Annotated in this window: 30 protein-coding genes and 2 pseudogenes; 20 read left to right on the top strand and 12 right to left on the bottom strand. The window is 68.4% G+C overall.

Going from position 1 to position 25,428, the window contains the following annotated elements:
- Positions 1-10: 10 nt before the first annotated feature.
- Genes AC2W7K_RS02180 through AC2W7K_RS02170 form a run of 3 tightly spaced genes read right to left on the bottom strand, consistent with a single transcriptional unit; the run spans position 11 to position 2,647 of the window.
- Positions 11-880: a COX15/CtaA family protein gene (locus AC2W7K_RS02180; protein ID WP_486005698.1), complete on the bottom strand. Its 870-nt coding sequence runs from the start codon at positions 878-880 to the stop codon at positions 11-13.
- Between the two features lie 49 nt (positions 881-929).
- Positions 930-1,715: an ABC-2 transporter permease gene (locus AC2W7K_RS02175; RefSeq protein WP_249121058.1), complete on the bottom strand. Its 786-nt coding sequence runs from the start codon at positions 1,713-1,715 to the stop codon at positions 930-932.
- The gene (locus tag AC2W7K_RS02170) at positions 1,712-2,647 is read right to left on the bottom strand and encodes an ABC transporter ATP-binding protein (RefSeq protein WP_211979193.1); all 936 of its coding nucleotides are present in this window, start codon (positions 2,645-2,647) and stop codon (positions 1,712-1,714) included. Before AC2W7K_RS02170 ends, AC2W7K_RS02175 begins: the two co-directional genes overlap by 4 nt.
- 120 nt (positions 2,648-2,767) lie before the next feature.
- On the opposite strand from AC2W7K_RS02170, the gene AC2W7K_RS02165 reads away from it, so the two are divergent.
- The 10 genes and pseudogenes from AC2W7K_RS02165 (at position 2,768) to abc-f (ending at position 11,791) form a co-directional block, all read left to right on the top strand.
- A complete protein-coding gene (locus AC2W7K_RS02165; protein WP_137824017.1) occupies positions 2,768-3,487 on the top strand; it encodes a helix-turn-helix transcriptional regulator in 720 nt (239 codons plus the stop codon).
- A complete protein-coding gene (gene sufB, locus AC2W7K_RS02160; protein ID WP_137824018.1) occupies positions 3,484-4,914 on the top strand; it encodes a Fe-S cluster assembly protein SufB in 1,431 nt (476 codons plus the stop codon). Before AC2W7K_RS02165 ends, sufB begins: the two co-directional genes overlap by 4 nt.
- Positions 4,915-4,947: 33 nt before the next feature.
- Complete coding sequence (sufD, locus tag AC2W7K_RS02155) at positions 4,948-6,123, top strand: Fe-S cluster assembly protein SufD (protein WP_211979194.1); 1,176 nt, start codon at positions 4,948-4,950, stop codon at positions 6,121-6,123.
- Complete coding sequence (locus AC2W7K_RS02150; RefSeq protein WP_198498831.1) at positions 6,120-6,443, top strand: non-heme iron oxygenase ferredoxin subunit; 324 nt, start codon at positions 6,120-6,122, stop codon at positions 6,441-6,443. The genes sufD and AC2W7K_RS02150 overlap by 4 nt, the downstream gene beginning before the upstream one ends.
- Positions 6,444-6,454: 11 nt before the next feature.
- Positions 6,455-7,213, top strand: coding sequence for a Fe-S cluster assembly ATPase SufC (gene sufC, locus AC2W7K_RS02145; protein ID WP_198498830.1), 759 nt, complete (start codon positions 6,455-6,457; stop codon positions 7,211-7,213).
- Positions 7,213-8,496 (top strand): SufS family cysteine desulfurase, encoded by a 1,284-nt coding sequence (locus tag AC2W7K_RS02140; RefSeq protein WP_211979195.1) that lies wholly within the window; start codon positions 7,213-7,215, stop codon positions 8,494-8,496. The genes sufC and AC2W7K_RS02140 overlap by 1 nt, the downstream gene beginning before the upstream one ends.
- On the top strand, positions 8,493-8,987 hold the full coding sequence (gene sufU, locus AC2W7K_RS02135) for a Fe-S cluster assembly sulfur transfer protein SufU (RefSeq protein WP_211979196.1): 495 nt from the start codon (positions 8,493-8,495) through the stop codon (positions 8,985-8,987). The genes AC2W7K_RS02140 and sufU overlap by 4 nt, the downstream gene beginning before the upstream one ends.
- Positions 8,987-9,322, top strand: a complete 336-nt coding sequence (locus AC2W7K_RS02130; RefSeq protein ID WP_137824023.1) for a metal-sulfur cluster assembly factor — start codon at positions 8,987-8,989, stop codon at positions 9,320-9,322. The genes sufU and AC2W7K_RS02130 overlap by 1 nt, the downstream gene beginning before the upstream one ends.
- A 171-nt stretch (positions 9,323-9,493) precedes the next feature.
- A pseudogene (locus tag AC2W7K_RS02125) lies at positions 9,494-9,844 on the top strand (ribonuclease H family protein); the annotation flags it as partial.
- 348 nt (positions 9,845-10,192) lie between these two features.
- Positions 10,193-11,791: a ribosomal protection-like ABC-F family protein gene (gene abc-f / locus AC2W7K_RS02120; RefSeq protein ID WP_211979198.1), complete on the top strand. Its 1,599-nt coding sequence runs from the start codon at positions 10,193-10,195 to the stop codon at positions 11,789-11,791.
- Positions 11,792-11,843: 52 nt separating this feature from the next.
- On the opposite strand, the gene AC2W7K_RS02115 is transcribed toward abc-f, so the two are convergent.
- The 3 genes from AC2W7K_RS02115 to AC2W7K_RS02105 are packed head-to-tail and all read right to left on the bottom strand — an operon-like array spanning position 11,844 to position 13,539.
- On the bottom strand, positions 11,844-12,740 hold the full coding sequence (locus AC2W7K_RS02115; protein ID WP_211979199.1) for an SURF1 family cytochrome oxidase biogenesis protein: 897 nt from the start codon (positions 12,738-12,740) through the stop codon (positions 11,844-11,846).
- Positions 12,740-12,952 (bottom strand): hypothetical protein, encoded by a 213-nt coding sequence (locus AC2W7K_RS02110; RefSeq protein WP_137824030.1) that lies wholly within the window; start codon positions 12,950-12,952, stop codon positions 12,740-12,742. The genes AC2W7K_RS02115 and AC2W7K_RS02110 overlap by 1 nt, the downstream gene beginning before the upstream one ends.
- Positions 12,949-13,539, bottom strand: coding sequence for a DUF3099 domain-containing protein (locus tag AC2W7K_RS02105; protein WP_486005697.1), 591 nt, complete (start codon positions 13,537-13,539; stop codon positions 12,949-12,951). Before AC2W7K_RS02105 ends, AC2W7K_RS02110 begins: the two co-directional genes overlap by 4 nt.
- A gap of 119 nt (positions 13,540-13,658) precedes the next feature.
- On the opposite strand from AC2W7K_RS02105, the gene AC2W7K_RS02100 reads away from it, so the two are divergent.
- From AC2W7K_RS02100 to AC2W7K_RS02090, 3 genes are all read left to right on the top strand, one after another.
- Complete coding sequence (locus AC2W7K_RS02100) at positions 13,659-14,369, top strand: beta-ketoacyl-ACP reductase (RefSeq protein ID WP_198498821.1); 711 nt, start codon at positions 13,659-13,661, stop codon at positions 14,367-14,369.
- 76 nt (positions 14,370-14,445) lie between these two features.
- Positions 14,446-15,204: an enoyl-ACP reductase FabI gene (gene fabI / locus AC2W7K_RS02095; RefSeq protein WP_137824033.1), complete on the top strand. Its 759-nt coding sequence runs from the start codon at positions 14,446-14,448 to the stop codon at positions 15,202-15,204.
- A 4-nt stretch (positions 15,205-15,208) separates the two neighbouring features.
- A complete protein-coding gene (locus AC2W7K_RS02090) occupies positions 15,209-15,697 on the top strand; it encodes a SixA phosphatase family protein (protein ID WP_211979201.1) in 489 nt (162 codons plus the stop codon).
- Here AC2W7K_RS02090 and serB read toward each other — a convergent pair.
- Both serB and AC2W7K_RS02080 read right to left on the bottom strand, forming a co-directional pair.
- Positions 15,675-16,334 carry a phosphoserine phosphatase SerB gene (gene serB / locus AC2W7K_RS02085; RefSeq protein WP_249121059.1) on the bottom strand — a complete coding sequence of 220 codons (660 nt, stop codon included), beginning with the start codon at positions 16,332-16,334 and terminating at the stop codon, positions 15,675-15,677. The genes AC2W7K_RS02090 and serB overlap by 23 nt on opposite strands.
- Entirely contained in the window at positions 16,331-17,065 is a 735-nt protein-coding gene (locus AC2W7K_RS02080; protein ID WP_344250498.1) for a hypothetical protein, read from the bottom strand. The genes serB and AC2W7K_RS02080 overlap by 4 nt, the downstream gene beginning before the upstream one ends.
- A gap of 43 nt (positions 17,066-17,108) precedes the next feature.
- On the opposite strand from AC2W7K_RS02080, the gene AC2W7K_RS02075 reads away from it, so the two are divergent.
- The 5 genes and pseudogenes from AC2W7K_RS02075 to AC2W7K_RS02055 all read left to right on the top strand — a co-directional run bounded on the left by AC2W7K_RS02075 (position 17,109) and on the right by AC2W7K_RS02055 (position 21,359).
- On the top strand, positions 17,109-17,894 hold the full coding sequence (locus AC2W7K_RS02075; RefSeq protein ID WP_198498818.1) for an ABC transporter ATP-binding protein: 786 nt from the start codon (positions 17,109-17,111) through the stop codon (positions 17,892-17,894).
- Between the two features lie 15 nt (positions 17,895-17,909).
- Positions 17,910-18,728: a sulfite exporter TauE/SafE family protein gene (locus AC2W7K_RS02070; protein WP_211979203.1), complete on the top strand. Its 819-nt coding sequence runs from the start codon at positions 17,910-17,912 to the stop codon at positions 18,726-18,728.
- A gap of 172 nt (positions 18,729-18,900) precedes the next feature.
- Positions 18,901-19,661, top strand: a pseudogene (locus tag AC2W7K_RS02065) (TrmH family RNA methyltransferase).
- The gene (locus AC2W7K_RS02060; RefSeq protein WP_344250493.1) at positions 19,637-20,680 is read left to right on the top strand and encodes an RNA polymerase subunit sigma-70; all 1,044 of its coding nucleotides are present in this window, start codon (positions 19,637-19,639) and stop codon (positions 20,678-20,680) included. The pseudogene AC2W7K_RS02065 and the gene AC2W7K_RS02060 overlap by 25 nt, the downstream one beginning before the upstream one ends.
- 76 nt (positions 20,681-20,756) lie before the next feature.
- Positions 20,757-21,359: a maleylpyruvate isomerase family mycothiol-dependent enzyme gene (locus AC2W7K_RS02055; protein ID WP_249121062.1), complete on the top strand. Its 603-nt coding sequence runs from the start codon at positions 20,757-20,759 to the stop codon at positions 21,357-21,359.
- Positions 21,360-21,375: 16 nt separating this feature from the next.
- Here AC2W7K_RS02055 and AC2W7K_RS02050 read toward each other — a convergent pair whose 3' ends face one another.
- Positions 21,376-21,873 (bottom strand): hypothetical protein, encoded by a 498-nt coding sequence (locus AC2W7K_RS02050; RefSeq protein WP_211979205.1) that lies wholly within the window; start codon positions 21,871-21,873, stop codon positions 21,376-21,378.
- Positions 21,874-22,132: 259 nt separating this feature from the next.
- Here AC2W7K_RS02050 and AC2W7K_RS02045 point away from each other — a divergent pair, with 259 nt between their 5' ends.
- Positions 22,133-22,918: a phosphatase gene (locus tag AC2W7K_RS02045; RefSeq protein WP_249121063.1), complete on the top strand. Its 786-nt coding sequence runs from the start codon at positions 22,133-22,135 to the stop codon at positions 22,916-22,918.
- 74 nt (positions 22,919-22,992) lie between these two features.
- On the opposite strand, the gene AC2W7K_RS02040 is transcribed toward AC2W7K_RS02045, so the two are convergent.
- The gene (locus AC2W7K_RS02040) at positions 22,993-23,556 is read right to left on the bottom strand and encodes a YbaK/EbsC family protein (protein ID WP_211979207.1); all 564 of its coding nucleotides are present in this window, start codon (positions 23,554-23,556) and stop codon (positions 22,993-22,995) included.
- A gap of 177 nt (positions 23,557-23,733) precedes the next feature.
- Here AC2W7K_RS02040 and AC2W7K_RS02035 point away from each other — a divergent pair, with 177 nt between their 5' ends.
- The gene (locus AC2W7K_RS02035; protein WP_009375892.1) at positions 23,734-23,988 is read left to right on the top strand and encodes a type B 50S ribosomal protein L31; all 255 of its coding nucleotides are present in this window, start codon (positions 23,734-23,736) and stop codon (positions 23,986-23,988) included.
- A gap of 111 nt (positions 23,989-24,099) precedes the next feature.
- Here AC2W7K_RS02035 and AC2W7K_RS02030 read toward each other — a convergent pair whose 3' ends face one another.
- Positions 24,100-24,924: a PfkB family carbohydrate kinase gene (locus AC2W7K_RS02030; protein WP_486005696.1), complete on the bottom strand. Its 825-nt coding sequence runs from the start codon at positions 24,922-24,924 to the stop codon at positions 24,100-24,102.
- Between the two features lie 35 nt (positions 24,925-24,959).
- On the bottom strand, positions 24,960-25,424 hold the full coding sequence (locus tag AC2W7K_RS02025) for a tRNA (cytidine(34)-2'-O)-methyltransferase (protein ID WP_211979208.1): 465 nt from the start codon (positions 25,422-25,424) through the stop codon (positions 24,960-24,962).
- Between the last annotated feature and the right edge of the window lie 4 nt (positions 25,425-25,428).

Here is a 25,428-nt window from a genome sequence, read left to right as displayed (position 1 = left end):
CTCGGCGCGGTCAGTGAACCACAGACACGGGACGATCGGCGTTGACATGGGTTCTCCTCGGGTACGCGCTGTCGAGCACAGCGACACTGGCTGCGATCGTAGCCGAGAGACCGATCATATGGAATGCCACGAGCACCCACGGGACGCCGGTGAAGTACTGGATGTAGCCGATGAGACCCTGCGCGAGCTCGACGATGAGGAGGACGACGAGCGGGCGCACCATCGGGGCCCAGCGCTTGCGCGCGTAGACGAGAGCGACGATCGTCGCGATGACGAGCAGCCACACCGGGAACGCGTGGAGGCGGGTGATCCAGATGTTGTCGAGGCCGTTGCGGGTCGAGATCGTCGACCCGGAGTGCGGGCCTGCGCCGGTGGTGAGCACGCCGAAGAGGACGATGACCGCGGTGAGCGCGAGGATCGCCCACCCGAGTGCCGGCAGCGGCGACGGTGCCTTCTCGCCGGTGCGCACCCCGGTGTCGTAGGTGCGGCGGACGAAGTACGCGGCGACACCGACGGCGATGGCCGAGGGCACGAAGTGCCCGGCGACGACCCAGGGATTGAGCTTCGTCCACACGGTGATCCCGCCCATGACCGCCTGGACCGGCACGATCGCAGTGAGCGCGATGTTGAGCCAGAAGAGGTCCTTGCGCTCCTTCCGGATCCGCCAGAGGAGGACGAGGATCGCGACGCCGATGAGGGCGAGGACGACGGCGAGCAGCCGGTTGCCGAACTCGATGACCCCGTGGATGCCCATCTCCGGGGTGGCGACGAGGGAATCCGGGGTGCATTTCGGCCAGTCCGAGCATCCCAGACGGATCCGGTGAGGCGGACGATGCCGCCGGTGAAGATGATGCCGGCCTGGGCGATGAGCATCGCCCACGCGGCGAAGCGGATTCTGGTCTCTTGGTTTCTCATGCGCATTCCTGTGTTCATTCGAAGCGGAACCACCTGCGTGCGGCAAGCGCTCCCACCAGGCTCCAGACGAGGAGCACGATCAGAGCTGTGAAGTCCCAGGTGCCGGCGAGGCTCGCGCGCATCGCGTCCCCGAGGGCACCGGAGGGAAGGCAGCCGACGATGGTTCCCCATTCGCCGGTGGCGGGAAGGACGAGTCCGCCGGCACCGGCCATGAGGACCCAGACGAGATTGGCAGCGCCCAGGGTCGCCTCGGCGCGCAGCGTGCCCGCCATGAGGAGGCCGAGCGCGAGCAGCGTCGCAGTGCCGAGGATCGTGGTGATGATGAGCGCGAGGATGTCGAGTCCGCCGCGGTAGCCGAGGATCCCGGCGATGCCGAACGCGAGGGCGAATTGGATGACGACGACGCCGATGACCGCCCCGAGCTTGCCGAGGATGAGCCCCGTTGTCCCCAGCGGCGTCGTCGCGAGCTGGGCGAGCACCCCGTAGCGGCGGTCGAAGGCGGTGGCGATCGCCTGTCCGGTGAATGCCGTCGAGGCCAGGCAGAGACCGAGGGTGCCGGGAAGGGCGATGCTCAGCCGGTCACCGCCCGGCGGGATCGCGCCGAGCGCGTCGAGCAGGGGAGTCGTCGTGAGGAAGACGAGGAGCCCGAGCGGGAGGATGAGCGCGAGCAGGAGCTGTTCGCCGTTGCGGAGCACGGCTGCGGTCTCGAACTTCGCCTGCGCGAATACGCGGCGGGCGCGCATGCCCGGCGCCGGGGACGGCTGGGAGGCACCCGTGCCGCTGACTGTCGTCTCGCTCATCGCAGCGGCCTCCCCGTGAGTTCGAAGAAGACATCGGCCAGCGACTGCGACTGCATGCTGATGTCCCCGATCGTCAGCCCCGCCTCGGCGATGACCGTGCACAGGGCGGCGATGCGCGCGCTGTCGAGGTTGCCCGCGGCGACGATGAGCGTGCCCTGCACCGAGGCGGGGGCGACGGCGGTCAGGGCAGACGTCAGCTCCCGTCCGGCGTCGGTGGAGGGGTCGGGAGCGTCGGGCACGGTGATGACGAGCCGACGACCGGCCGCCGAGGCGCCGCGCAGCTCCGCGGGGGCACCGCGGGCGATGATCCTGCCGCGGTCGATGACGACGATGTCCTCGGCGAGCTTCTCCGCCTCGGCGAGGTCATGGGTGGTGAGGACGACGCTGACCCCGGAGGCGGCGAGATCGCCGATCACCTCGTGGACGACCTCACGGGCCTGCGGGTCGAGGCCGGCGCTCGGCTCGTCGAGGAAGACGATGCGGGGACGGCCGATGAGGGCGGCGGCAAGGGCCACGCGCTGCCGCTGTCCGCCGGAGAGCCGGCGGATCGACCGGTTGGCGAACTCGCGGATGCCCAGCGGTTCGACGAGCTCGTCGAGCGGGCGCGGATCGGGATAGAGAGCGGCGAGGTGGCGGAGGACGGCGAGCGGCTTCGCGCTCATCGGCAGGCCACCGTCCTGGAGCATGACCCCGGCGAGCTGCGCGGTCTCCTCGTGACGGCGGTAGGGGTCGCGGCCGAAGATCTCCACGGTTCCGGCGTCGGGTCGCTTCGAGCCGACAGCCAGCGCGATCGTCGTCGACTTGCCCGCCCCGTTGGGGCCGAGTACGCCGAGGACGGTGCCGACGCGGGCGTCGAGGTCGATGCCGTCGACGACATGGTGCGCGCCGTAGGAATAGCGCAGCCCACGGATGAGGAGTGCCGATTGTGCCACCCGACCATTCTACGACCGGTCGAAACGTCCCGTCGAAACCGGGCCTTCAGTTAGGCTCACCTAGTTTTACGAAACAATTTTACGCAACAATAGTGTTGTGTTAGTCAAGGGAGGTGGACTATGACTGCGAACGACGCGGACGACAGCAGGACCCGGCAGAAGGTGTTCCGCTCCGTGCTCGACGACGGTCCCATCACCGCCTCGGCGCTGGCAAAAGGCCTTGAGCTCACCCCGGCAGCGATCCGTCGTCACCTCGACGCGCTCGAAGGCCAAGGACTCATCGAGGTCCGCGGTCTCGCCGGGAAGCAGGCAGGGCGGGGGAGACCGGCGCGGCACTACGTAGTCACCTCGCGCGGCCACGACGAGCTCAGCCGGTCCTACGACGAGTTCGCCGTCAACATCCTCCGGTTCTTCCAGGACCGGATGGGGGAGGACGCGGTCGTCGACTTCTCCGACGACTTCGTCGCGAAGCTGCGCGACCGCCTCGGCGGAGAACTCGAGAAGCGGGGCGGGACGTCGGTGGCGTCACGCTCGCGGGCCCTGGCCTCAGCGCTCACCCGTGAGGGCTACGCCGCCTCGGCGACACCGGTCGCGGCGGGCACGTCACTCGAGGCGATGCAGCTGTGCCAAGGACACTGTCCGATCCAATCCGTGGCCGCCGAGTTCCCCGAGATCTGCGAAGCAGAGCTCGCGATGTTCTCGGAATACCTCGGCGTCGATGTGAGAAGACTCTCGTCGCTCGCCCACGGTGACCACGTCTGCACGACCCACATTCCGACCTCGGAACTCACCAGGCCCCTCATCCACTCAATCGATCGACCTCAAGGAGGTTCACGATGACTGACACAAGCAATCCGATCATCGAGGCGAACCCCGAGCTCAAAGACCTCGGGCAGTACGCATACGGCTGGCACGACGAGAACGATGCCGGAGCCGCAGCGGCTCGCGGTCTCAACGAAGACGTCGTGCGCAACATCTCGAAGCTCAAGGACGAACCGGACTGGATGCTCCAGCGTCGCCTCAAGGCGCTCAAGCTCTTCGAGAAGAAGCCGATGCCGAACTGGGGCGCCGACCTCTCGGGAATCGACTTCGCCGACATCAAGTACTTCGTCCGCTCCACCGAGGGCCAGGCCCAGTCGTGGGAGGACCTGCCCGAGGACATCAAGAACACCTACGACCGCCTCGGCATCCCGGAGGCGGAGAAGCAGCGCCTCGTCGCCGGCGTCGCCGCGCAGTACGAGTCCGAGGTCGTCTACCACAAGATCAACGAGGAGCTCGAGAGCCAGGGCGTCATCTTCCTCGACACCGACACCGGTCTCAAGGAGCACCCGGAGATCTTCGAGGAGTACTTCGGCTCGGTCATCCCGTCGGGTGACAACAAGTTCTCGGCGCTGAATACGGCCGTGTGGTCGGGCGGATCCTTCATCTACGTCCCCAAGGGCGTCCACGTCGAGATCCCGCTGCAGGCCTACTTCCGCATCAACACGGAGAACATGGGCCAGTTCGAGCGCACGCTCATCATCGCCGACGAAGGCTCGTACGTCCACTACGTCGAGGGCTGCACGGCCCCGATCTACAAGACGGACTCGCTCCACTCCGCCGTCGTCGAGATCATCGCGAAGAAGGACGCCCGCGTCCGCTACACGACGATCCAGAACTGGTCGAACAACGTCTACAACCTCGTGACGAAGCGTGCGATCGCCGAAGAGGGCGCGACGATGGAATGGGTCGACGGCAACATCGGCTCGAAGGTGACGATGAAGTACCCGGCGATCTGGCTGACGGGCGAACACGCTCGCGGCGAGACGCTCTCGGTCGCCTTCGCCGGCGAGGGCCAGCATCAGGACACCGGTGCGAAGATGGTCCACGCCGCCCCGCATACGCAGTCCTCGATCGTCTCGAAGTCCGTCGCCCGCGGCGGCGGTCGCGCCGGCTACCGCGGACTCGTCCACGTCTACCCGGGTGCCGAGGGCTCGTCGAACAACGTGCTCTGCGACGCCCTGCTCGTCGACAACATCTCCCGGTCGGACACGTACCCCTACATCGACATCCGTGAGGACGACGTCACGCTCGGCCACGAGGCGACCGTGTCGAAGGTGAGCGAGGACCAGCTCTTCTACCTCATGTCCCGCGGCCTCGAGGAGACCGAGGCGATGGCGATGATCGTGCGCGGCTTCGTCGAGCCGATCGCCCGTGAGCTGCCGATGGAGTACGCCCTCGAGCTCAACCGCCTCATCGAACTGCAGATGGAAGGCGCCGTGGGCTGAGCCCGCGACCGACTGCACGCTTAAGGAGATTTTGTGACTGACACCACCAACCCGCTCGGCGTCTCCGAGCATTCGCACGGCGCGGGCGTCCACGTGCCCGACGCCAAGCGCGACGCGCGCACCCGCAGCTTCGACGTCGCCGACTTCCCCGTGCCCACCGGCCGGGAGGAGGAGTGGCGCTTCTCGCCCGTGCGCAAGCTCAGCGACTTCTTCGCCGATGCGCCCGGTGAAGCGCGCCTGAGCGTCACCGGCGAACTGCCTGCCGGCGTCACCGTCGAGGAGATCAGCCTCGAGGCCGCCCAGGAGCTCGGCATCCTCGAACCCGAGGACCGCGCGGCCGCTGTGGCCGCGAACCGCACGGCCACCGTCACCCACTACACGGTGCCCGCTGACACGGAGCTCACCGAGGCGGTCGTCATCCACGCCGACGGCACCGGCACCGACCTCGTCCACGGCCATGTCGTCGTGTCCGTGGGGGCGAACGCGAAGGCGACGATCGTCGTCGAGCACGAGGGCCTGACCCGCTACTCCGAGCTCGTCTCCCTCGTCGTCGGCGACGGCGCGGACCTCACCTTCGTCTCCCTGCAGCTGTGGGACGACGGTTCGCAGCACCTCGGCCAGCACGATGCGATCGTCGGCAAGGACGCGAAGCTCAAGCACATCGTCGTCACCCTCGGCGGTGACATCGTCCGGCTCAACGCCAACGTCCGCTACTCGGCCAACGGCGGCGAGGCCGAACTTCTCGGCCTCTACTTCGCCGATGCCGGCCAGCACCTCGAGCACCGCACGTACATCGACCACAACACCGCGAAGGCGACGTCGAACGTCATGTACAAGGGCGCCCTGCAGGGCAAGGACGCGCGCAGCGTGTGGATCGGCGACGTCCTCATCCGCCCCGAGGCGCTCGGCATCGACACGTACGAGCTCAACCGCAACCTCATCCTCACCGATGGGGCGCGCGCGGACTCCGTGCCGAACCTCGAGATCGAGACCGGTGACATCGAAGGAGCCGGACACGCCTCGTCGACCGGTCGCTTCGACGAGGAGCACCTCTTCTACCTGATGTCGCGCGGCATCCCCGAGGACGTCGCCCGCCAGCTCGTCGTCCGCGGCTTCTTCAACGAGGTCATCCAGAAGATCCAGGTGCCGGAGATCGAAGAGGTCCTCTCGGCCCGCATCGAGGACGAACTGTCCCGGAGCGTTCTGTGACGATGATCGACGTGGCCGCCTCCGAGGATGTGGCACTCGACAGCGCGCTGCGGATCGACGTGGAGAACCGCGAGATCTGCCTGGCCCGCGACTCCTTCGGAGTCGTCCACGCGATCGACGATCTGTGCACCCACGGCGAGGTGTCCCTGGCCGAGGGCGAGGTGGAGGGCTGCGCCATCGAATGCTGGCTGCACGGCTCCCAGTTCGACCTCAACACCGGCCAGCCGCTGAGCCCCCCGGCCTTCGAACCCGTCGCGGTCTACCCGTGCCAGGAGATCGCCGGCCGCATCCTGCTCGACCCGAACACGACTGTGAACTGAAAAGGATAATCATGTCCACACTGAAAATCTCCGACCTGCACGTCAGCGTCAACACCGAGGCCGGCGCGAAGCCGATCCTCAACGGCATCAACCTCGAGATCGACTCGAACCAGACGCACGCGATCATGGGCCCCAACGGCTCGGGCAAGTCGACACTGGCCTACTCGCTCGCCGGTCACCCGAAGTACGAAGTCACCGGCGGATCCGTCACCCTCGACGGTGAGGACGTCCTCGACATGACCGTCGACGAGCGCGCCAAGGCCGGTCTCTTCCTCGCCATGCAGTACCCCGTCGAGGTGCCCGGCGTGACCGTGACGAACTTCCTCCGCTCGGCCAAGACCGCGATCGACGGCGAGGCTCCGAAGCTGCGCAACTGGACGAAGGACCTCAAGTCGGCGATGGAGCAGCTGCGCGTCGACCCCGAGTTCGCGACCCGCAACGTCAACGAGGGCTTCTCCGGCGGTGAGAAGAAGCGCCACGAGATCCTCCAGATGGAGATGCTCAAGCCGAAGTTCGCCGTCCTCGACGAGACCGACTCCGGCCTCGACGTCGACGCTCTGCGCATCGTCTCCGAAGGCGTCAACCGGGTCCGTGAGACGACCGACGTCGGCGTCCTCCTCATCACCCACTACACGCGGATCCTCCGCTACATCAAGCCCGACTTCGTCCACGTCATCGTCAAGGGCAAGGTCGCCGAGGAGGGCGGACCGGAACTCGCCGAGCGCCTCGAGAACGAGGGCTACGACCGCTTCCTCTCGTCCGCGGTCTGATGTTCTCTCGGCTCCGGGGCGACTTCCCGATCCTCCGTGCGAGGGTCGGGGAGTCGCCGCTGACCTATCTCGACTCGGGAGCGACGTCGCAGAAGCCCGAATGCGTCATCGACACGTTCACCGAGTACTTCACGCAGCGCAATGCCGCCGTTCACCGGGGTGCGCACACGCTCGCCGTCATGGCCACCGACACGTTCGAGGCCGGCCGGGAGGCCGTGGCGAACCTCGTCGGCGGTGCGCCGAACCAGGTCGTGTGGACGAAGAACGCCACCGAGGCGCTCAACATCGTCGCCCTCGGCATCGACCGGGCCAGCCACGGGTTCGGGGGAGAGGCCGCGCAGCGGTTCGCGATCGGGGAGGGCGATTCGATCGTCGTCACCGAGATGGAGCACCACGCGAACCTCGTCCCCTGGCAGCAGCTCGCGCAGGCCACCGGGGCGCAGCTGCGGTGGATCCCGGTCACCGATGACGGAGAGCTCGACCTCACCGACCTCGAGACGATCGTCGACGAGACGACGAAGGTGCTCGCGTTCACCCACGTCTCGAACGTGCTGGGCACGATCAACCCGGTCGCCGAGCTCGTCGCCCGGGCCCGGGAGGTCGGGGCGTTCGTCGTCCTCGACGCGTGCCAGTCGGTGCCGCACATGCCGGTCGACTTCACCGACCTCGACGTCGACTTCGCCGCCTTCTCCGCCCATAAGGCGCTCGGGCCGACCGGCCTCGGCGTGCTCTGGGGGAAGGCCGAGCTCCTCGATGCGCTCCCGCCCGTGCTCACCGGCGGTTCGATGATCACGACCGTGACGATGGATTCGGCGGAGTTCATGCCCGCCCCGCAGCGCTTCGAGGCCGGCACTCAGCCGGTGGCCGAGGTCGCGGCGTTCGCGACGGCCATCGGCTACCTCACCGAGGTGGGGCTCGACCGGGTCTTCGACCATGAGGTCGAGCTCGGCCGGCAGCTGCTCGAGCGGATCGCGCAGATCCCGGGGATCCGGGTCCTCGGCAATGCCGAGAACCGGATCGGCACCGTGGCCTTCGACGTCGACGGCGTCCACGCCCACGACGTCGGCCAGTACCTCGACTCGCAGGGCGTGGCCGTGCGTGTGGGCCACCACTGCGCGCAGCCGCTGCACCGCCGGTTCGGGGTGACCGCCTCGACCCGGGCCAGCACGTACCTCTACAACAACGGCGAGGATGTCGAGCGCTTCCTCACCGCGCTGGCTGAGGTGCGTCCGTTCTTCGGTCTCGCGGACACGCCGGCCGCGGAGAAGGCGCAGGCATCATGACCACCCAGATGCAGCAGCTCTACCAGCAGGTCATCCTCGACCACTCGCGGTCGCGGATCGGCAACGCCGCGCTGCTCGGCGATTCGGCCCCCGGGCCGCACGGGCACTCCCACCAGGTCAATCCGACCTGCGGGGATGAGATCGAGCTCGAGACCGAACTCGCCGCCGACGGCACCGTGAGCGTGCGGTGGACCGGGGACGGATGTTCGATCTCGATGGCCTCGGCGTCCGTGCTCACCGAGCTCGCCGCCTCGGCGACGGTGTCCGAGATGCTCGAGATCGAAGCGGCTTTCCACGAGCTCATGCACTCCCGGGGGACTCTCGAGGCCGACGAGGAAATACTCGGCGACGCCGCGGCGTTCACCGGAGTGTCGAAGTTCCCGGCACGGATCAAGTGCGCCCTGCTCGCCTGGATGGCGTTCAAGGACGCGCTCAGCCAGGCCCAGGCGGGAGCACCGGAACACGCACCGACCGAAGACGAGGAGAAGTGATGCCCGAAGTCATTGATGCACCGCAGAACGCGAGCGTCGACGAAGTGCGCGAAGCGATGATGGACGTCGTCGACCCCGAGCTCGGCGTCAACATCGTCGACCTCGGACTCATCTACGGCCTCGCCGTGGAGGACGACGGCACCGCCGTCATCGAGATGACCCTGACGTCGGCGGCCTGCCCGCTCACCGACGTCATCGAGGACCAGACCGCGCAGTGCCTCGACGGCATCGTCCCGGCCTACCGCATCAACTGGGTGTGGATGCCGCCATGGGGTCCGGAGAAGATCACCGAGGACGGCCGCGAGCAGATGCGGGCCCTCGGGTTCAACATCTGAGCGACTCGGGCGGACTGCACCCGAACTCGTCACGCGGACGTCCGTCCGCACCTCCCTCGCCGAGGTGGCCGATGCGCCGCCTCGGCGAGGTCGCGTTCGGCGGGTGCCTGCGACCGTGAAACAATGGTGCGGGCCCATTGACGACCGGACCCGACGTCCAGAGGAGAACCATTGACGATCATCGCTGCCGCAGACGGGTCTGCGCTCGGCAACCCCGGACCGGCTGGGTGGGCCTGGTACATCGACGACGACTGCTGGCACGCCGGGGGCTGGAAGAACGCGACGAACAACCGCGGTGAGCTCATGGCCGTCCTCGACCTCCTCGAATCGACCGCCGACGTCGACGAGGACCTCAAGATCTTCTGCGACTCCCAGTACGTCATCAACGCCCTGACGAAGTGGATGCCGGGTTGGAAGCGCAAGGGCTGGAAGAAGGCCGACGGCAAGGAGGTCCTCAACCGCGACCTCCTCGAATCCCTCGATCAGGCGCTGACCGGACGCGACGTCGAATTCGAATGGGTCAAGGGCCACAACAACCACGCGATGAACGAAGCCGCCGACGAGCGCGCCCGGGCCGTCGCCACCGCCTACCAGAAGGGCACAGCGGTGCCCGAGGGACCCGGCTACGTCCGCCGGGACGTCCGTGAGCGTCGAAGCCGGCACGGAATCGCCGGCGAACGCCCAGGTCGAGCCAGAGGCATCGGCGTTCGCCGAAGCTCCCGCGCCCGGCGGGGACACCGGGGACACCACCGTCGTCTCCACGCGCGTGGCCCGCACCATCGCCGACGAACTCGTCTCCCGGGCCCGCGCCCAGGGAGTCCACCCACAGGAATACCTGGCCGACCTCATCGGCCGCAGTTTGGAGAGAGAATGATCCAGGCCTCCGGCCTCGAAGTCGCCGTCGGCGCCCGCACCTTGATGTCCGACGTGTCCTTCCGCGTCGACAAGGGCGACCGCGTCGGGCTCGTCGGACGCAACGGCGCCGGGAAGACGACGCTGACGAAGGTGATCATGGGCGGCCACCCCGCCACCTCGGGCAACGTCTCGATCTCCGGGTCCGTCGGCTATCTGCCGCAGGACCCGCGCAGCGGCGACCTCGAGGCGACGGCGAAGGAGCGCATCCTCGGCGCCCGCGACCTCGACGTGCTCGTCAAGCGCCTGCGCAAGGCCGAACGTCAGATGGCCTCGCCCGACGAGAACGTCGCGGCGAAGGCCATCGACCGCTACCCGCGCATCGAAGCCGAGTTCGTCGCCGCCGGCGGATACGCTGCGGAATCCGAGGCGTACGCGATCGCCGCGAACCTCGGCCTCGACGAGGACCTCGTCAACCAGGAGATCGGCACCCTCTCCGGCGGTCAGCGTCGCCGCGTCGAACTCGCCCGGATCCTCTTCTCCGCTCCGGACACGATGATCCTCGACGAGCCGACGAACCACCTCGACGCCGAATCCGTGCTCTGGCTGCGCGACTACCTCAAGGCGTACTCCGGCGGACTCATCGTCATCAGCCACGACCTCGACCTCATCGATGAAGTCGTCAACAAGGTCTTCTTCCTCGACGCCACCCGGCAGACCATCGACATCTACTCGATGGGCTACCGCCTCTACCTCAAGCAGCGCGAGGACGACGAACGCCGACGCCGGCGCGAACGTGCGAACGCGGAGAAGAAGGCCGCGGCGCTGACGGCGCAGGCGAACAAGATGATGGCGAAGGCGACGAAGACCGTCGCCGCCCAGCAGATGGTCAAACGCGCCGAACGCATGCTCGCCGGCCTCGATGAGGAACGCAGCGCCGACAAGGTCGCGAATCTCCGCTTCCCGGCGCCCGCGGACGTCGGCCGGGTGCCGCTGACCGCCGAGGGCCTCTCCCGCAGCTTCGGGTCGACGGAGGTCTTCACCGGTGTCGACCTGGCGATCGACAAGGGCTCACGCGTCGTCATCCTCGGCTACAACGGCGCCGGCAAGACGACTCTGCTGCGCCTGCTCGCCGGACTCGACGAACCCGATTCCGGTGAGGTCATCGCCGGTCACGGTCTCAAGCTCGGCTACTACGCGCAGGAGCATGAGACGCTCGATCTCGACCGCAGCGTGCTCGAGAACATGCAGCGCAATTCTCCGCACCTCGACGACACCGCGGTGCGCAACGTGCTCGGCTCGTTCCTCTTCTCCGGTGACGACGTCCACAAACCCGCCGGGGTCCTCTCCGGCGGTGAGAAGACGCGTCTGGCCCTGGCGACCCTCGTCGTCTCGAGCGCCAACGTCCTCCTCCTCGACGAGCCGACGAACAACCTCGACCCGGCCTCGCGGGAGGAGATCCTCTCGGCGATCCGCCGCTACGAGGGAGCGATCATCCTCGTCACCCACGATGAGGGTGCGGTGTCCGCACTCGATCCCGACCGGGTCCTGCTCCTGCCCGACGGCGACGAGGACCTGTGGAACGAGACCTACCTCGACCTCGTCACCCTGGCCTGAGCCGCTGCGTCCCTGAGCCGCTGAGCCGCTGACTTGGAGCTGCGCACAGGGCTCACCTCGGGCGGAAGCGCTCCTCGAGGAGCTCGTCCTCCTCGGCTTCGTCCCGACCGCGCACGGTGGGACTGACGAAGCGGCTGCGACCGTACCGGCTGCCCGGTTGGCTGACCTTGGCCCCGGCGTCGAGGGCCGCCTTGTCGACGACGACGTACTCGGTGTCGCTCGTCGCAGTGGCCAGCGCCTCGGCGGTCGCCTTCCGTTCCCGCCGGGCCGAGATCGACACGGCGATGATGATCATGATCCCGAACGCGAACCACTGGAGCATGTAGGACAGGTGGTTGCCGGGGTTGAGGTCGGGCGCCGGGAGGGGAGTCAGACCCTCGGCCTGCGTCGCCCCCGTCGTCACCTCCTCGGCGTAGACATTGGCGTACGCCGCGTCCATGCCGGGGATCCGGGCCGGGTCGATCGCCTTGATCATGCCCTCGGGGTTGTCATCGTCGGAGCCGTCCTGGGCGATCTTCAGCCGTGCGGTGATCGTCTGCTCACCGGCCGGGGCGTCGGGCACCGCGGTCGATTCGGGCACCCATCCGCGCACGATCGCGATCGTCTCTCCGCTGGTCAGGGTGAACGGGACGACGACGTAGAAGCCGACCTTGTCATTGACGGTGCGGTTGCGGGCGAGCACGGTGTCCGCGGTCTCGAAGCGACCGGTCAGCGACACCGGCGTCCATTCCGCGGATTCCGGCAGCGTCGCCGAGGTCGACGGGAGCACCGCGGAGATGTCGACGGGAGCCGCCGAGTAGTTGGCGTTGATCGTGTCGATCTCCGCCTGGCGTTCGGCGCGGCGGTCCTTCTGCCACAGGGCGAGGAACACGCACGCGATGACGACGATGATCGTCATCGCGATGTATTTGAGCCACCGGGCACTGAAGAGGAATGAGTAACGGGCCATCAGCCGGCGTCCTCCGGGATCTCGTCGACGGAAACATCGGTGCGATAGAAGCTGCGCAGGGTGAGGAACTCCCGCAGCTGGTCGAGGTGCTCGTCACAGGCGAGCCACACCTTGCGCCTGACAGGCGTGTGCAGGCGGGGATTGTTCCACAGGATCGCCCGTGTCGCATCGGCTCGGCATCCCTTGGCCGAGCACCGCAGTGCCTCGGTCACCGTCGGCCACCCGCGCTCTCCTCGTCGTCCTCGACGATCTCGCCGTTGCTGTCGGCGGTGAAGTGATGCTCGCTCTCGGTCATCCGCGGGGACGACGTCCGCGGGGATCGCTGCGCAGACGGACCCGCCGAGGCGGTGCCCGGGTCGGTCCCGGCACCGCCGGTTCCCGGAGTGTCGGTCTCGGGATCGACGGTCTCCCCGGGGATCGTCTCGCCCCGCGGCGTGCGCCCGGTCCCGGAGTCCTTCGCGGTCGCATCGCCGGGTTCCCCGCCGAGGGTGTCGCCGCTGATCGTCTCGCCCGGCCGGGCGGCAGCTGGTCGAGGGGAGCGGAGTCGATGAGGGCCGAGCGGTCGTCGCGGAGCGCTCCGTCCGGCGTTGGCGAAGATGACAGCCGGATAGGGCAGGAGCACGGCGCCGGCGACGCAGATCCACATGAGGACGTGCTGCGAGGCGACGAACGCGAAATAGGCCGCCACGAAGCAGAGAGTGCGGATCCCCATGGTGATCGAATACTTGATGATCCTCGACTTCATATCGTCGTCGAGCGCAGTGTCTGCTGTGGTGATCTGCTGCGGGTGCTTGGCCATAACCTTCTTCACTCGGGTCTACCTACAAAATCATACGCTTCGTTTGTGGGAGCATGTCGAGGCCGCACCAAACACGGTAGGTTGGTCTCCGTACTGTCGTTCCAACAGAAGAGAGTCCCGTGTCAGAACCACGTGTAGTCCTCGTCACCGGAGGCAACCGCGGAATCGGCCGCACCATCGCCGAGGAGTTCCTCGCCAACGGCGACAAGGTGGCCGTGACCTCCCGCAACGGAGATGCCCCCGACGGCGCCCTGGCCGTCGCCGCCGATGTCACCGACTCCGCATCCCTCGACGCCGCGTTCAGCGAGGTCGAAGAGAAGCTCGGACCCGTCGAGGTGGTCGTCGCCAACGCCGGCATCACCCGCGACAACCTGCTCATGCGCATGGACGACGACGACTTCGCAGCGGTCATCGACACGAACCTCACCGGCGCCTACCGCACCGTGAAGCGCGCGATCACCAACATGATCCGCGCGAAGAAGGGCCGCATCGTCCTCATCTCCTCGGTCTCCGGCCTCTACGGCGTCCCCGGCCAGGCGAACTACTCGGCGTCGAAGGCCGGACTCGTCGGCTTCGCCCGCTCGATCACCCGCGAGCTCGGCTCCCGCGGCATCACCGCCAACGTCGTCGCCCCGGGCTTCATCCGCACCGACATGACCGATGAGCTCGACGAGAAGCAGCAGAAGGACTACCTCGCGACGATTCCCGCCAAGCGCTTCGCCGAAGCCGATGAGGTCGCCCGCGTCGTCCGCTGGGTCGCCTCCGACGACGCCTCCTACATCTCCGGAGCCGTCATCCCCGTCGACGGCGGCCTCGGCATGGGACACTGACAACAGCCCCTGACCCCGGACACTGAGCAGCCCAGCGCTGCACTGACACCAGAGAACAGACTGAGAAAGGACCACCATGGGAATTCTTGACGGAAAGCGCATCCTCGTCACCGGTGTGCTCACCGAGGCGTCGATCGCCTTCGCCGCCGCCCGCATCGCCCAGGAGCAGGGAGCCGAGGTCATCCTCTCGAGCTTCGGCCGCCAGATGAAGATCACCCAGGTCATCGCCGAGCGCCTGCCCGTGACCCCGCGCGTCATCGAACTCGACGCCACCAGCGAAGAGGACCTCGCCGCTCTGCCCGAGCGCCTCGAGGGCAACATCGACGGCATCGTCCACGCGATCGCCTTCGCCCCGAAGGACGCCCTCGGCGGCGTCTTCCTCGACACCCCGTGGGAGTCGGTGCAGGCCGCCATCCAGGTCTCGGCCTACTCGCTCAAGGCGATCACCGTCGCCGCCCTCCCGGTGCTCAACCCGGGCGCGGGCATCGTCGGCCTGACCTTCGATGCGACGATCTCCTGGCCGGTCTACGACTGGATGGGCGTGGCCAAGGCCGCCTTCGAGTCGACCGCCCGCTACCTCGCGAAGTACGTCGGCGACAAGGGCATCCGCGTCAACCTCGTCTCCGCGGGACCGCTGAAGACGACGGCGGCGACCTCGATCCCCGGCTTCGGGACGCTCGAGGACATGTGGGGCGAGCGCGCCCCGCTCGGCTGGGACCAGAAGGACACGACGCCGGCCGGCAAGGCCATCGTCGCCCTCGTCTCCGACTGGTTCCCCGCGACGACCGGCGAGATGGTCCACGTCGACGGCGGATTCCACTCGACCGGCGCCTGAGACCATGCCCGTCCTCATCCTCGCCCGGCACGCGAAGGCCGAACCGAACGGTCCGACCGACTTCGAGCGCTCCCTGAGCGCGACCGGTCTGGCCCAAGCCGTCGAGGCGGGGGCCGAGATCGCCGAGCGCTGGTCACCTGAGGTGGCCATCGCCTCGGCGGCCCGGCGCACCACGCAGACCGGGCAGGCCGTCGTCGAGGCCGTCAACCGGGTGACCGGCGGCGACCTCGAACTCGTCCTCGACGAGTCCCTCTACGGTGGGGGAGTCGAGGACTGGATGGACGCGATCCGATCGATCCCGGCGGCTGCGACGTGTGCGTACATCGTCGGCCATCAGCCCACCGTCGCCGAGGTGGTCGGTCACCTCTCCGCCGACGCCGGAGTCCCGGAGTCGTTCCGTCCCTCGTCGCTCGCGGTCTTCGACCTGCCGTCGTGGGATGTCGAACCGGGAGCCTATCCCGTCCCCGAGATCATGTCGTTCCGAGGAATCTGACCGCCTCGGCGAGATCGCGGGTGTCGATCGCGACGTCCGCCGCCGCTCTCAGCGCCGGCTTCGCACAGAATGCGACCCCGAGCCCGGCCGCGCCGATCATGCCGATGTCATTGGCACCGTCACCGATCGCCACGGTCCGCTCGGGGTCGCAGTCGTATCGGCCGACGAGTTCGGTGAAGATCCGCTCCTTGGCCCCCGGGTCGATGACGGGACCCTGCGTGCGTCCCGTGAGACGACCCCCACTGACCTCGAGACCGTTCGCGTGGACCTCGGTGATGCCGAGGGACTGAGCGAGCGGGGCGATGACGGCGGAGAAGCCGCCGGAGACGAGGGCGACGACTCCGCCGGCGGCCTGCACGGCGGCGACGAGCTCGGCGGCTCCGGGGGTGAGCGTCACCCGCTCCCGCACCGCGTCGAGGACGGAGACGGGAAGACCCGCGAGCAGGGAGACGCGCTCCGCCAGGGATGCTGCGAAGTCGAGCTGACCGGCCATCGCCCGCTCGGTGATATCGGCGACCTGGGCGCCGACTCCGGCATGGTCGGCGATGAGGTCGATGACCTCCTCGTTGAGGAACGTCGAATCGACGTCCATGACGAGCAGCTGGACGGGGGCGGCGAGCACGGGAGAGTCAGTCACCCCCTCATCGTAGCCACCGCAGTGACATAGTCCGCGGCGGCAGGGTGGAGCCGTGCGAGCAGCTCGCCGAAGACCGGCGGGTCGAGCGTGGCCGGGGCGAGGACGGTGCGCATCCGCGCGTGGATGTCGAGGGCGGCGAAGATCGCCCGCGAATCGACGTCGAGCGGCAGGAGCGTCGTCAGCGGGTGCGTCGCCGTCAGCTCCTCCTGCCAGTCCCGCCACGGCGCGCTCCGCCACTGCTCGGGCACGTCGATCGACTCGACGATCGACAGGCCCTCCATGACGAGCAGCCGCAGCCGGCGCAGCGCCTCGGCGGGCGTCTCGACGGTGACGGGACGATAGACCGACTCCCGGCACGCGATGACCTCGACGTTCGCCTCGGCGCCGAGCAGCATGATCCCCACCTGATCGGCTCCCCGGTGGAGGACGATCGGGGCCGGATGGCGACCGACCCGCGCACGGTCCTCCTTCGCGACCGGCGGGGTGGTGTGCGGCAGGGAGGGATGGTGGAGGGCGAGGCGGGCATGGGTGATCCCAGCCGCCTGCGCGGCCGCGGCGAAGAGGAGGAGACCGGTCGGACTCGGCGTCTCCAGGACGGCATCGGAGACGATGAGAGGAACATCACGCTCGGCGTCGAGGAAGGCAGTGCTGACCTCGTCGGGGGCGCGGGTCCCCGAGAGGCGGTGATTGAGGGCGAGCGTGAGCAGCAGCGAGTCGAGCAGTGAGTCCATGTCGGACCAGAATAGACCCACCGCTGAGATAGAGTTGGGTGATATGAGTGATGTGCTGACTGTGGATTCCGTGTCCGTGCGCCGCGGGGAGAGCTTCCTCCTCCGAGACTTCTCCCTCACCGTCTCCGAAGGCCAGCATTGGGTCGTCCTCGGCCCCAACGGCGCCGGCAAGACGACGCTGCTCGAACTCGCAGCAGGACGCATGCATCCCACATCGGGCAAGGTCGGCATCCTCGAGGAGCGCCTCGGCCGGGTCGACGTCTTCGAGCTGCGTCCGCGCATCGGCTACGCCTCGACCGCGCTGGCCGGGCGCATCCCGAACTCCGAAGCCGCCCTCGACACCGTGCTCACCGCGGCCTACGGCGTCACCGGTCGCTGGGTAGAGCAGTACGACGAGACCGACATCGACCGTGCCAAGGACCTGCTCGCGGCCTTCAACATCACCCACCTCGCCGAGCGCACCTTCGGCACCCTCTCGGAAGGCGAGCGCAAGCGCGTCCAGATCGCCCGTGCGCTCATGACCGACCCCGAACTCCTCCTCCTCGACGAACCTGCCTCCGGCCTCGACCTCGGCGGCCGCGAGGAGCTGCTGAGCGCGCTCACGGAGATCCTCTCCTCGAAGTGGGCTCCGGCGACGATCATGGTCACCCACCACGTCGAGGAGATTCCTGTGGGCATCACCCACGCGCTCCTTCTCGGCGGCGGGAAGGCGGTCGCGGCGGGTCCGCTCGATGAGACGCTCACGGCGGCCAACCTCTCGGAGACCTTCGGCCTCGACGTCAAGCTCACCCGCGACGGCGATCGCTTCCACGCGCGCTCCCAGTCCTGAACCGCGGCTGACAGCGTGGAGATCTGGCAGATCGCACTCATCATCCTCGCCGGCATCGGCGCCGGGGGGATCAATGCCGTCGTCGGATCCGGGACGCTCATCACGTTCCCCGTCCTCGTCGCCTTCGGGGTGCCCCCGGTGGTCGCGACGATGAGCAATGCCGTGGGCCTCGTCCCCGGCAACATCGCCTCGTCGTTCGGGTACCGGGAGGAGCTCAAGGGGCAGTGGAAGCGGTTCGCCGGGTTCGTTCCGGCCTCCCTGGCCGGGTCTCTCCTCGGCGCGTATCTGCTCCTCCACCTGCCCGAGGACGCGTTCGAGACGATCGTGCCGATCCTCCTCGTCCTCGCCCTCGTCATGGTCGTCGGCCAGCCCTATCTCTCCCGGTACCTCAAGGAGCGGGCGCTGCGACGGGAGGCCACCGAGGTGGCCGTCGCCCCCACCGCGCTCGACGGCTCGGGTGCGGGGCTGGGACCGGCGAAGTACACGGTCGCGCTCATCATCATCTTCCTCACCGCCATCTACGGCGGATACTTCGCCGCGGCGCAGGGGATCATCCTCGTCGCGCTGCTCGGGCTCATCCTCACCGACGACCTGCAGCGGCTCAACGGGCTGAAGAACGTCCTCGTCCTCGTCGTCAACACCGTCTCGGCGACGACGTACATCATCGTCGGTCACGACCGGATCAACTGGACGGCGGTCGTCTGCGTGGCAGTCGGCTCGCTCATCGGCGGCTACATCGGGGCCCGGGTGGGACGGAAGTTCTCCCCGAGTCTGCTGCGGGCGGTCATCGTCGTCCTCGGCATCGTCGCGATCGTGCGGATCCTCACGCTGTGAGCGGCGCTGAGTTGGGGGACAGGCAGTGAACACTCCAGCGAAGGCTCCGCTGACTCGGGAGCAGATCATCGCACGGGCCGCGGAACTCGGGATCGCCGCCGGCCGCCTGGACTTCTTCGACGCCGCCGAGGTCGGCGGGGGTGCTCGGGCCACCGGTGCTGCGGGTGAGGCGCTGTCGGATTACACGAACCTCACCGACGTCGCCCTGCGCAGCGTCCGCGAACCGGCCGAGGGTCTCTTCATCGCCGAATCCTCGAAGATCATCCGCCGGGCCCATGCCGCGGGCATGGCACCGCGGTCGTATCTGACGAGCCCGAAATGGCTCTTCGACCTCGCCGATCTCATCGCCGGCAATGACGCCCCGATCCACATCGGCACCGACGCCGCCGTCGAGGCGCTCACCGGCTTCCACCTCCACCGCGGGGCACTCGCGGCGATCGCCCGGCCCTGCCCGCACTGGCTGATCTGCTCGCCGAGGCCCGCCGGGTCGTCGTCATCGAGGACGTCGTCGACCACACGAACGTCGGCGCGATCTTCCGCTCCGCCGCGGCCTTCGGCGTCGATGCCGTGCTCGTCACGCCGCGGTGCGCCGACCCCCTCTACCGCCGGTCGATCCGGGTGTCGATGGGCACGGTCTTCCAAGTGCCGTGGACGCGCATCGACCCCTGGCCGGGCGGGGTGGCGACCCTGCGGGAGCTCGGCTTCCACGTCGCCGCCCTCGCCCTCGACGAGGACTCGGTCTCGATCCAGGAGTTCGCGGCCACCGCCCCGGAGCGCACCGCCGTCGTCTTCGGCACGGAAGGCGACGGTCTGGCCAGGGCGACGATCGCCGCGGCCGATTCGACGGTGATGATCCCGATGAGCGGGGGAGTCGACTCCCTCAACGTCGCCGCCGCCTCGGCGGTCACGTGCTTCGCCCTGCAGGGACGGTGAGCCAGCGGGCGTGCGACAATGACGCCATGACGTCCGTCACACCGACCGTCGACGACCTCGAGGCGATGCGGGGCAGGCTCACCGCATTCTGCTACCGGATGCTCGGCAGTGCCGCCGACACCGACGATGCCGTGCAGGAGACGATCATCCGCGCACACGGTGCTCTCGACCGCTTCGATCCCGCCCGGGGGCAGCTCTCGACGTGGATGCACCGGATCGCTGCGAACATCTGCATCGACCTCGCCCGCAGCGCCGCGCGCCGGGAACTCGCTGTCGATCTCGGTCCCGCCCGCACCCGCGCCGACTCCGCTGACCTCGGAGAGCCGCTGCCCGCCGATCGCTTCGTCGAGCCGATGCCCGACGCCGCGGTGATCTGCGCCGACGATCCGGCCGACATCGTCGCCCAACGGCAGTCGGTGCGGCTCGCCTTCGTCGCCGCCCTCCAGTGTCTGGCGCCGCGCCAGCGCGCGACCCTCCTCCTGCGGGAGGTGCTCGGCTTCGACGCCGCCGAGACCGCCGACATCCTCGACACGAGCGTGCCCGCCGTCAACAGCGCCCTCCAGCGGGCCCGAGCGCGCCTGTCCGCGGCGGCGCCCGAACCCCTCGCCCAGCAGTCCCTCGCCGATCCCGACCAGCAGCGACTGCTCGACGACTACGTCGCCGCCTTCGAGGCCCACGACGTCGGCGGGCTCAAACGTGTGCTCCGGGAGGACCTGCGGATGTCGATGCCGCCGTTCGCGTGGCGGCTTGAGAGTCGTGAGGAGTTCCTGGCTGTCTTCGCCGCCGCCGATGCCTGCGTCGGCGATCGTCTCCTGCGGGTGCCGATCAACGGCACGGCCGGGTTCGGGCAGTACCGCCGTGAGGGTGATGTGCTCCACCCGTTCGCGCTCGTCGTCCCCGAGATCCGTGACGGGGCGATCGCCGAGATCGTCACGTTCCTCGGAACCGGTGACCGGTTTGCGGAGTTCGGGCTGCCGCTGCGCCTCGAGCCGGGCTCGGTGCCGCCGGGACGCCGGTGACCAGGACAGATGGATTCAGCGGAAGAAACCTTTCCCCGGAGCGATGAATCGAGCGCCCCTCATCCGTATCAGGAGTATGACTGAGAACATGAATGAGAAGCTCATCCGCAGTGAGACCACTGCCGAACGCACCCGGCTGACCGATCTCCTCGCCGGCCTCACCGAGGAGCAGTGGGCGACGCCCTCGCTCTGCGCGGGGTGGCGGGTGAGAGAGGTCGCCGCTCACCTCTCGATGCCCTTCCGGCTCAGTGTGCCCCAGTTCCTCTTCGGCGTGGTGAGCAACGGCTTCCGGTTCGATCGGTTCGCCGATCGGAGGGCGAGAGCCGACACGGAGTCGCTCTCGGATGCGCAGCTGCTCGCTGTCCTGCGGAACAACATCGACACCGACTGGCGGCCACCGGGAGGCGGCGTCGTCGGCGCGCTCAGCCACGATGTCATCCACGGCCTCGACATCACCGAACCACTCGGGCTGCCGGCGGCTCCTCCCGAGCGGATCCGGATCGTCCTCGACAACGCGGGGGAGCGGAACCTCTCCCATTTCGGCGTCGACCTCACCGGTTCGCGGCTCATCGCCGACGACGTCGACCTCACCCTCGGGGACGGACCGCGCGAGATCCGCATGAGCGCCAAGGAGATGCTGCTGACGGTGACGAAGCGTGCCGGCGGAGCGGTGGTCTAGCGGGCGTGCCCCGCGCTCAGCGACCGGCCTGCTCCCGCAGCCAGATGAGGTCGCGGGCATCGACGACGACGGAGCGCAGCGCCGCGATCTCCCGCCACGCCGCAGCGAGGTCGTCGTCGGTGAGTTCGACGGCGAGCTCACCGGACTGGGACTCGTCCTCAGCGAGGTAGGCCGCACCGGGGGCAGCGGCACCGAGGTTCGGCGACCCGAGCAGGGCGCGACGGCCGACGAAGAAGCAGTGCGTGCGCAGGCGGTCGACATGCTGGATCTGGACTCCGGTGTCGACGAGCAGCTGCAGACCGTCGACCGAGAGATACCCGCCGGCGACGGCCACGGGATCGATCGTCGTCACCACCGCCCACGTCCGCGGGGAGCCTGCGGCCGCCTCGGCGATGCGCTCACCGAAGTTGCGGGCGAGGTGAGGGCTGACGAGGATGACGTCCTCGTCGGGAGCGGCGAAGGCGCGCTCGAGCCAAGCCGCCGGATCACTGATGACGCGCATCGCTGAGCTCATGCCACCAGGGTACGCGCACTCCGCCCGGTTGAGGAGGTCCCTTGTTGACTGGCCTCGGTGGCCCTCCTCAGCGCTCGAGGCATATGTCTTCTGTGTGAACACCTCGGGAACACCCGTCTGTGCCCCCGTCCTCACGGGCGTGCGGGGGCTGGGTGGTCGCGGGACTGTATAGAGTTGTGGGAGCCGTTGCCGAGAACCGACTGGCGATGGCGGAGAGACCGGCGCTGTGGCAGCACAGCCGCCCCGTATGAGGAGATCAGTGGACCGCACGACCCTAGCCCAAGCCCTGGAGACCGGACGCATCACGGGGGAGGTGGCGACACCGCGGGACAACAACCTCGACCACATGCGGCGCTTCCTCGCCGGAGAGCGCCAGTTCGACTTCGGGGTGAGCCTCACCGCGGACTGGGACTTCGACTCCGTCTTCGCGCTCATGGTCGAGCGCGCGGGCCTACGCCCGGAGAAGGACTTCACCCACGGGGTCGACACGATCTCGACCGAGCGCTGCATCGACGCCCTCGAACGACTCGCGGCCGCCATCGGCGACGTCGCCCGGGCCGGGGGACGGATCCTCTTCGCCACCGGCCACCCCGCAGGCCTCCTGCCTGTCCATATGGCCATCGCCGAGGCGGCTGAGGAGCGCGGGGCCGTGATCGTGCGGCAGTCGTCCTCGGTCCCGCTGCCCGCACTCGGCGGCGACCTGCGCGAGATCGACCGGGTCTGGGTCTGGCAGCTCCACGGCGGCACCCCGCACACGCATCTCGCCGAACCGATGCAGACACTGCTCGACGACCTCGCCCGCCGGGGCGAGCCGCTGCCCGACCTCATCGTCGCCGACCACGGCTGGGCCGGGGCCGCCTCGGCGCGGGGTCTGCGCACCGTCGGCTATGCCGACTGCAACGATCCGGCGCTCTTCGTCGCCGAAGCCCAGGGCGCCATGGAGACGGTCGTGCCCCTCGATGACGACGTCGACCCCTACCTCTACGGTCCGCTCATCGAGTTCGTCCTCGACCGGGCCGGCCTCGAACGGGCAGAACTCGACTGAACTGAACTCGACTGAGCAGAAGCGGACGGCGCGGGGCCAGACCTGGCGCTGCCGGGTGAGTCCGGGCGCCGTTCTCAGGCGATGGTGGTCGCCAGGCCCTCGATCACCTCGGCGCCCGGCAGGGACGCGAGTGCCGCACCGGAGAGTAAGAGCTTCGACCCGCGGATGCCGGAGCCGATGATGAGCTCATCGGCCTCGGCGACGCGGGAGTCGATGAGGATCCGGTAGGTGTCCGGCAGGCCGATCGGGCCGATGCCGCCGTACTCCATCCCGGATTCGCCGACGGCCCGATCCATCGGCAGGAACGAGGCCTTGCGGACGTCGAGGAGCTTCTTCACGCGCTTGTTGACGTCGGCTCGAGTGTCGGCGAGGACGAGGCAGGCGGCGATCCGCTCCTCGCCCGAGCGGGCACCGGCGACGAGGACGCAGTTCGCCGAGGTCTCCGGGCCCAGCCCGGTCGCTGAGAGGAGGGCCGCGGTGTCGGCGATCTCGGGATCGATCGCGAAGACCTCGACGTCACCGGTGACCGTCGGCAGTGCCGCGGCCGTCGGGGCGGCCATGAGCTCGGGTGCCTGAGCGGCGGGGCGCACGTCGAACTGCGCGCTGAGACGGGATCGGGTGGGGAGGGCAGTGTTCATGACCACAGTCTAGGAGACCGGTGTCGAATCGCATTGGGAGCGTGCGTCGGTTAGACTGGACTGTCGGTTCGCGTCCGGTTCCTACGGCGCGAAGCGTTTTCAGCAGACGAATTCGGGCACTGGCGGATGGGTCGAACCCATACCAGGCGCCTGAGCGGATTCAGCAAAGGTAAGAATATGAAGAAGGACATCCACCCGGAATACGCGCCGATCGTGTTCAACGACCTCGCGTCCGGCACCAAGTTCCTCACGCGCTCGACCGCGAAGAGCGACAAGACGATCGAGTGGGAAGACGGCAACACCTACCCCGTCATCGACGTCGAGATCTCCAGCGCTTCGCACCCGTTCTACACGGGCAAGCAGCGCATCCTCGACTCCGCGGGCCGCGTCGAGAAGTTCAAGGACCGTTACAAGGGCTTCGGCAAGCGCTGATCCCCCTCGCGGTTCCCACCGCGAACAAGCTGCCCCGCACACCATCAGGTGTGCGGGGGCAGTTTCGCATCCCGGGGCGTCCCCGCAGGGACGCCCCGGGCGCGGTGAGGGTCAGGAGACGGTGACGGCGACCTCGGCCGACGGCGTCGTGCGGGCGGCCGGGTGGAGGAGCGAGGACACGCCGGTCGCGTTGTCCAGGCTCGCCGCGATCCCGTGGGCGACGGTCTCCTTGGCCTTGACGACGGCATCGGGGATCGACAGGCCCGTGGCGATCCCGGCGGCGATCGACGAGGCGAACGAACAGCCGGCGCCGTTGACGAGCTTGTCGTTGACCTTGCGCGAGCGCAGGGGCGTCACGGTCTGCCCGTCGAAGAGGATGTCGATGGCGTCCTCACCGGCCAGGCGCGCTCCGCCCTTGACGACGACGTTCTGAGCTCCCTGCCCGTGGATGATCTGCGCGGCCTCGATCATGCCCTCGACGGAGTCGATGGGGTCGATGCCGGCGAGCACGGCCGCCTCCTCGAGGTTCGGGGTGATGACGGTGGCCAGGGGCACGAGGTTCTCGACGAAGAGATCCCGGAGGTCGACCATCGACCCGGAGCCCTTGCACACGAGGACGGGGTCGAAGACGTACGGCAGCTGATTGTCCTTGAGGTCCTCGGCGAGGACGAGGGCGGAGTCGACGGAGCCGAGCATGCCCGACTTGATCGCGTCGAAGCGGTGGATCGCGAGTGCCGAGGCGAGCTGGCGATTGACGACCTCAGGCTCGATGAAGTCGATCGCGTGGTTGAACGAGTCCTCCGGGTCGAAGGTGACGATGCAGGTGACGACGGCAGTGCCGAAGGCACCGTACTCCTCGAACATCTTCAGGTCGGCTTCGAGTCCGGCCCCGCCGGAGACGTCGGAGCCGGCGATGGTGAGCAACTTGGCGGTCATGGTGGTCCTTTCGGGAAAAACTGTCGACGAGAAGTCTACGCGCCCGCGTATCCGCGCTGACGCCATGCCTCGTAGACGGCGATCGAGGCGGAGTTCGCGAGGTTGAGGGAGCGCCGGCCCGGCAGCATCGGGATCCGCACCCGCAGGTTGACGTGGTCATCGTCGACGACGGCATCGGGCAGCCCCGTCGACTCCTGACCGAAGAGGAGGACGTCGCCGTCCTCGTAGGCGACCTCGGCGAAGGAGTCGGACGTGTGCGTCGTGAACGCGATGACCCGCCGGTCGCCGAGGACCTCCCACAGGTGGTCGAGATCGGGATGGACCGTGACATGGGCGAGATCGTGGTAGTCGAGGCCCGCCCGCCGCAGCTTCGCGTCCGTGAGATCGAAGCCGAGCGGTTCGACGAGGTGGAGGTGAGCCCCGGTGACGGCGGCCAGGCGGATTGCGTTGCCGGTGTTGCCGGGGATCTCGGGGGTGTGGAAGACGATGTCGATGCTCATATGA

Source organism: Brevibacterium sp. LAARM2_SD2, assembly GCF_057364785.1.
Note: the sequence above shows the minus strand (reverse complement) of the source record. Positions and strands in the feature narration are given on the sequence as shown.

What these genes read in the sequence shown, in the direction of transcription:
- fabI (WP_137824033.1), top strand. Translation starts at nt 14,446, where the DNA reads ATGGGAATTCTTGACGGAAAGCGCATCCTCGTCACCGGTGTGCTCACC.
- AC2W7K_RS02130 (WP_137824023.1), top strand. Translation starts at nt 8,987, where the DNA reads ATGCCCGAAGTCATTGATGCACCGCAGAACGCGAGCGTCGACGAAGTG.
- AC2W7K_RS02055 (WP_249121062.1), top strand. Translation starts at nt 20,757, where the DNA reads ATGACTGAGAACATGAATGAGAAGCTCATCCGCAGTGAGACCACTGCC.
- AC2W7K_RS02050 (WP_211979205.1), bottom strand. Translation starts at nt 21,873, where the DNA reads ATGAGCTCAGCGATGCGCGTCATCAGTGATCCGGCGGCTTGGCTCGAG.
- AC2W7K_RS02090 (WP_211979201.1), top strand. Translation starts at nt 15,209, where the DNA reads ATGCCCGTCCTCATCCTCGCCCGGCACGCGAAGGCCGAACCGAACGGT.
- AC2W7K_RS02105 (WP_486005697.1), bottom strand. Translation starts at nt 13,539, where the DNA reads ATGGCCAAGCACCCGCAGCAGATCACCACAGCAGACACTGCGCTCGAC.
- abc-f (WP_211979198.1), top strand. Translation starts at nt 10,193, where the DNA reads ATGATCCAGGCCTCCGGCCTCGAAGTCGCCGTCGGCGCCCGCACCTTG.
- sufC (WP_198498830.1), top strand. Translation starts at nt 6,455, where the DNA reads ATGTCCACACTGAAAATCTCCGACCTGCACGTCAGCGTCAACACCGAG.
- AC2W7K_RS02040 (WP_211979207.1), bottom strand. Translation starts at nt 23,556, where the DNA reads ATGAACACTGCCCTCCCCACCCGATCCCGTCTCAGCGCGCAGTTCGAC.
- sufU (WP_211979196.1), top strand. Translation starts at nt 8,493, where the DNA reads ATGACCACCCAGATGCAGCAGCTCTACCAGCAGGTCATCCTCGACCAC.
- AC2W7K_RS02035 (WP_009375892.1), top strand. Translation starts at nt 23,734, where the DNA reads ATGAAGAAGGACATCCACCCGGAATACGCGCCGATCGTGTTCAACGAC.
- AC2W7K_RS02075 (WP_198498818.1), top strand. Translation starts at nt 17,109, where the DNA reads ATGAGTGATGTGCTGACTGTGGATTCCGTGTCCGTGCGCCGCGGGGAG.
- AC2W7K_RS02175 (WP_249121058.1), bottom strand. Translation starts at nt 1,715, where the DNA reads ATGAGCGAGACGACAGTCAGCGGCACGGGTGCCTCCCAGCCGTCCCCG.
- AC2W7K_RS02165 (WP_137824017.1), top strand. Translation starts at nt 2,768, where the DNA reads ATGACTGCGAACGACGCGGACGACAGCAGGACCCGGCAGAAGGTGTTC.
- AC2W7K_RS02140 (WP_211979195.1), top strand. Translation starts at nt 7,213, where the DNA reads ATGTTCTCTCGGCTCCGGGGCGACTTCCCGATCCTCCGTGCGAGGGTC.
- AC2W7K_RS02030 (WP_486005696.1), bottom strand. Translation starts at nt 24,924, where the DNA reads ATGACCGCCAAGTTGCTCACCATCGCCGGCTCCGACGTCTCCGGCGGG.
- sufB (WP_137824018.1), top strand. Translation starts at nt 3,484, where the DNA reads ATGACTGACACAAGCAATCCGATCATCGAGGCGAACCCCGAGCTCAAA.
- AC2W7K_RS02080 (WP_344250498.1), bottom strand. Translation starts at nt 17,065, where the DNA reads ATGGACTCACTGCTCGACTCGCTGCTGCTCACGCTCGCCCTCAATCAC.
- AC2W7K_RS02025 (WP_211979208.1), bottom strand. Translation starts at nt 25,424, where the DNA reads ATGAGCATCGACATCGTCTTCCACACCCCCGAGATCCCCGGCAACACC.
- AC2W7K_RS02115 (WP_211979199.1), bottom strand. Translation starts at nt 12,740, where the DNA reads ATGGCCCGTTACTCATTCCTCTTCAGTGCCCGGTGGCTCAAATACATC.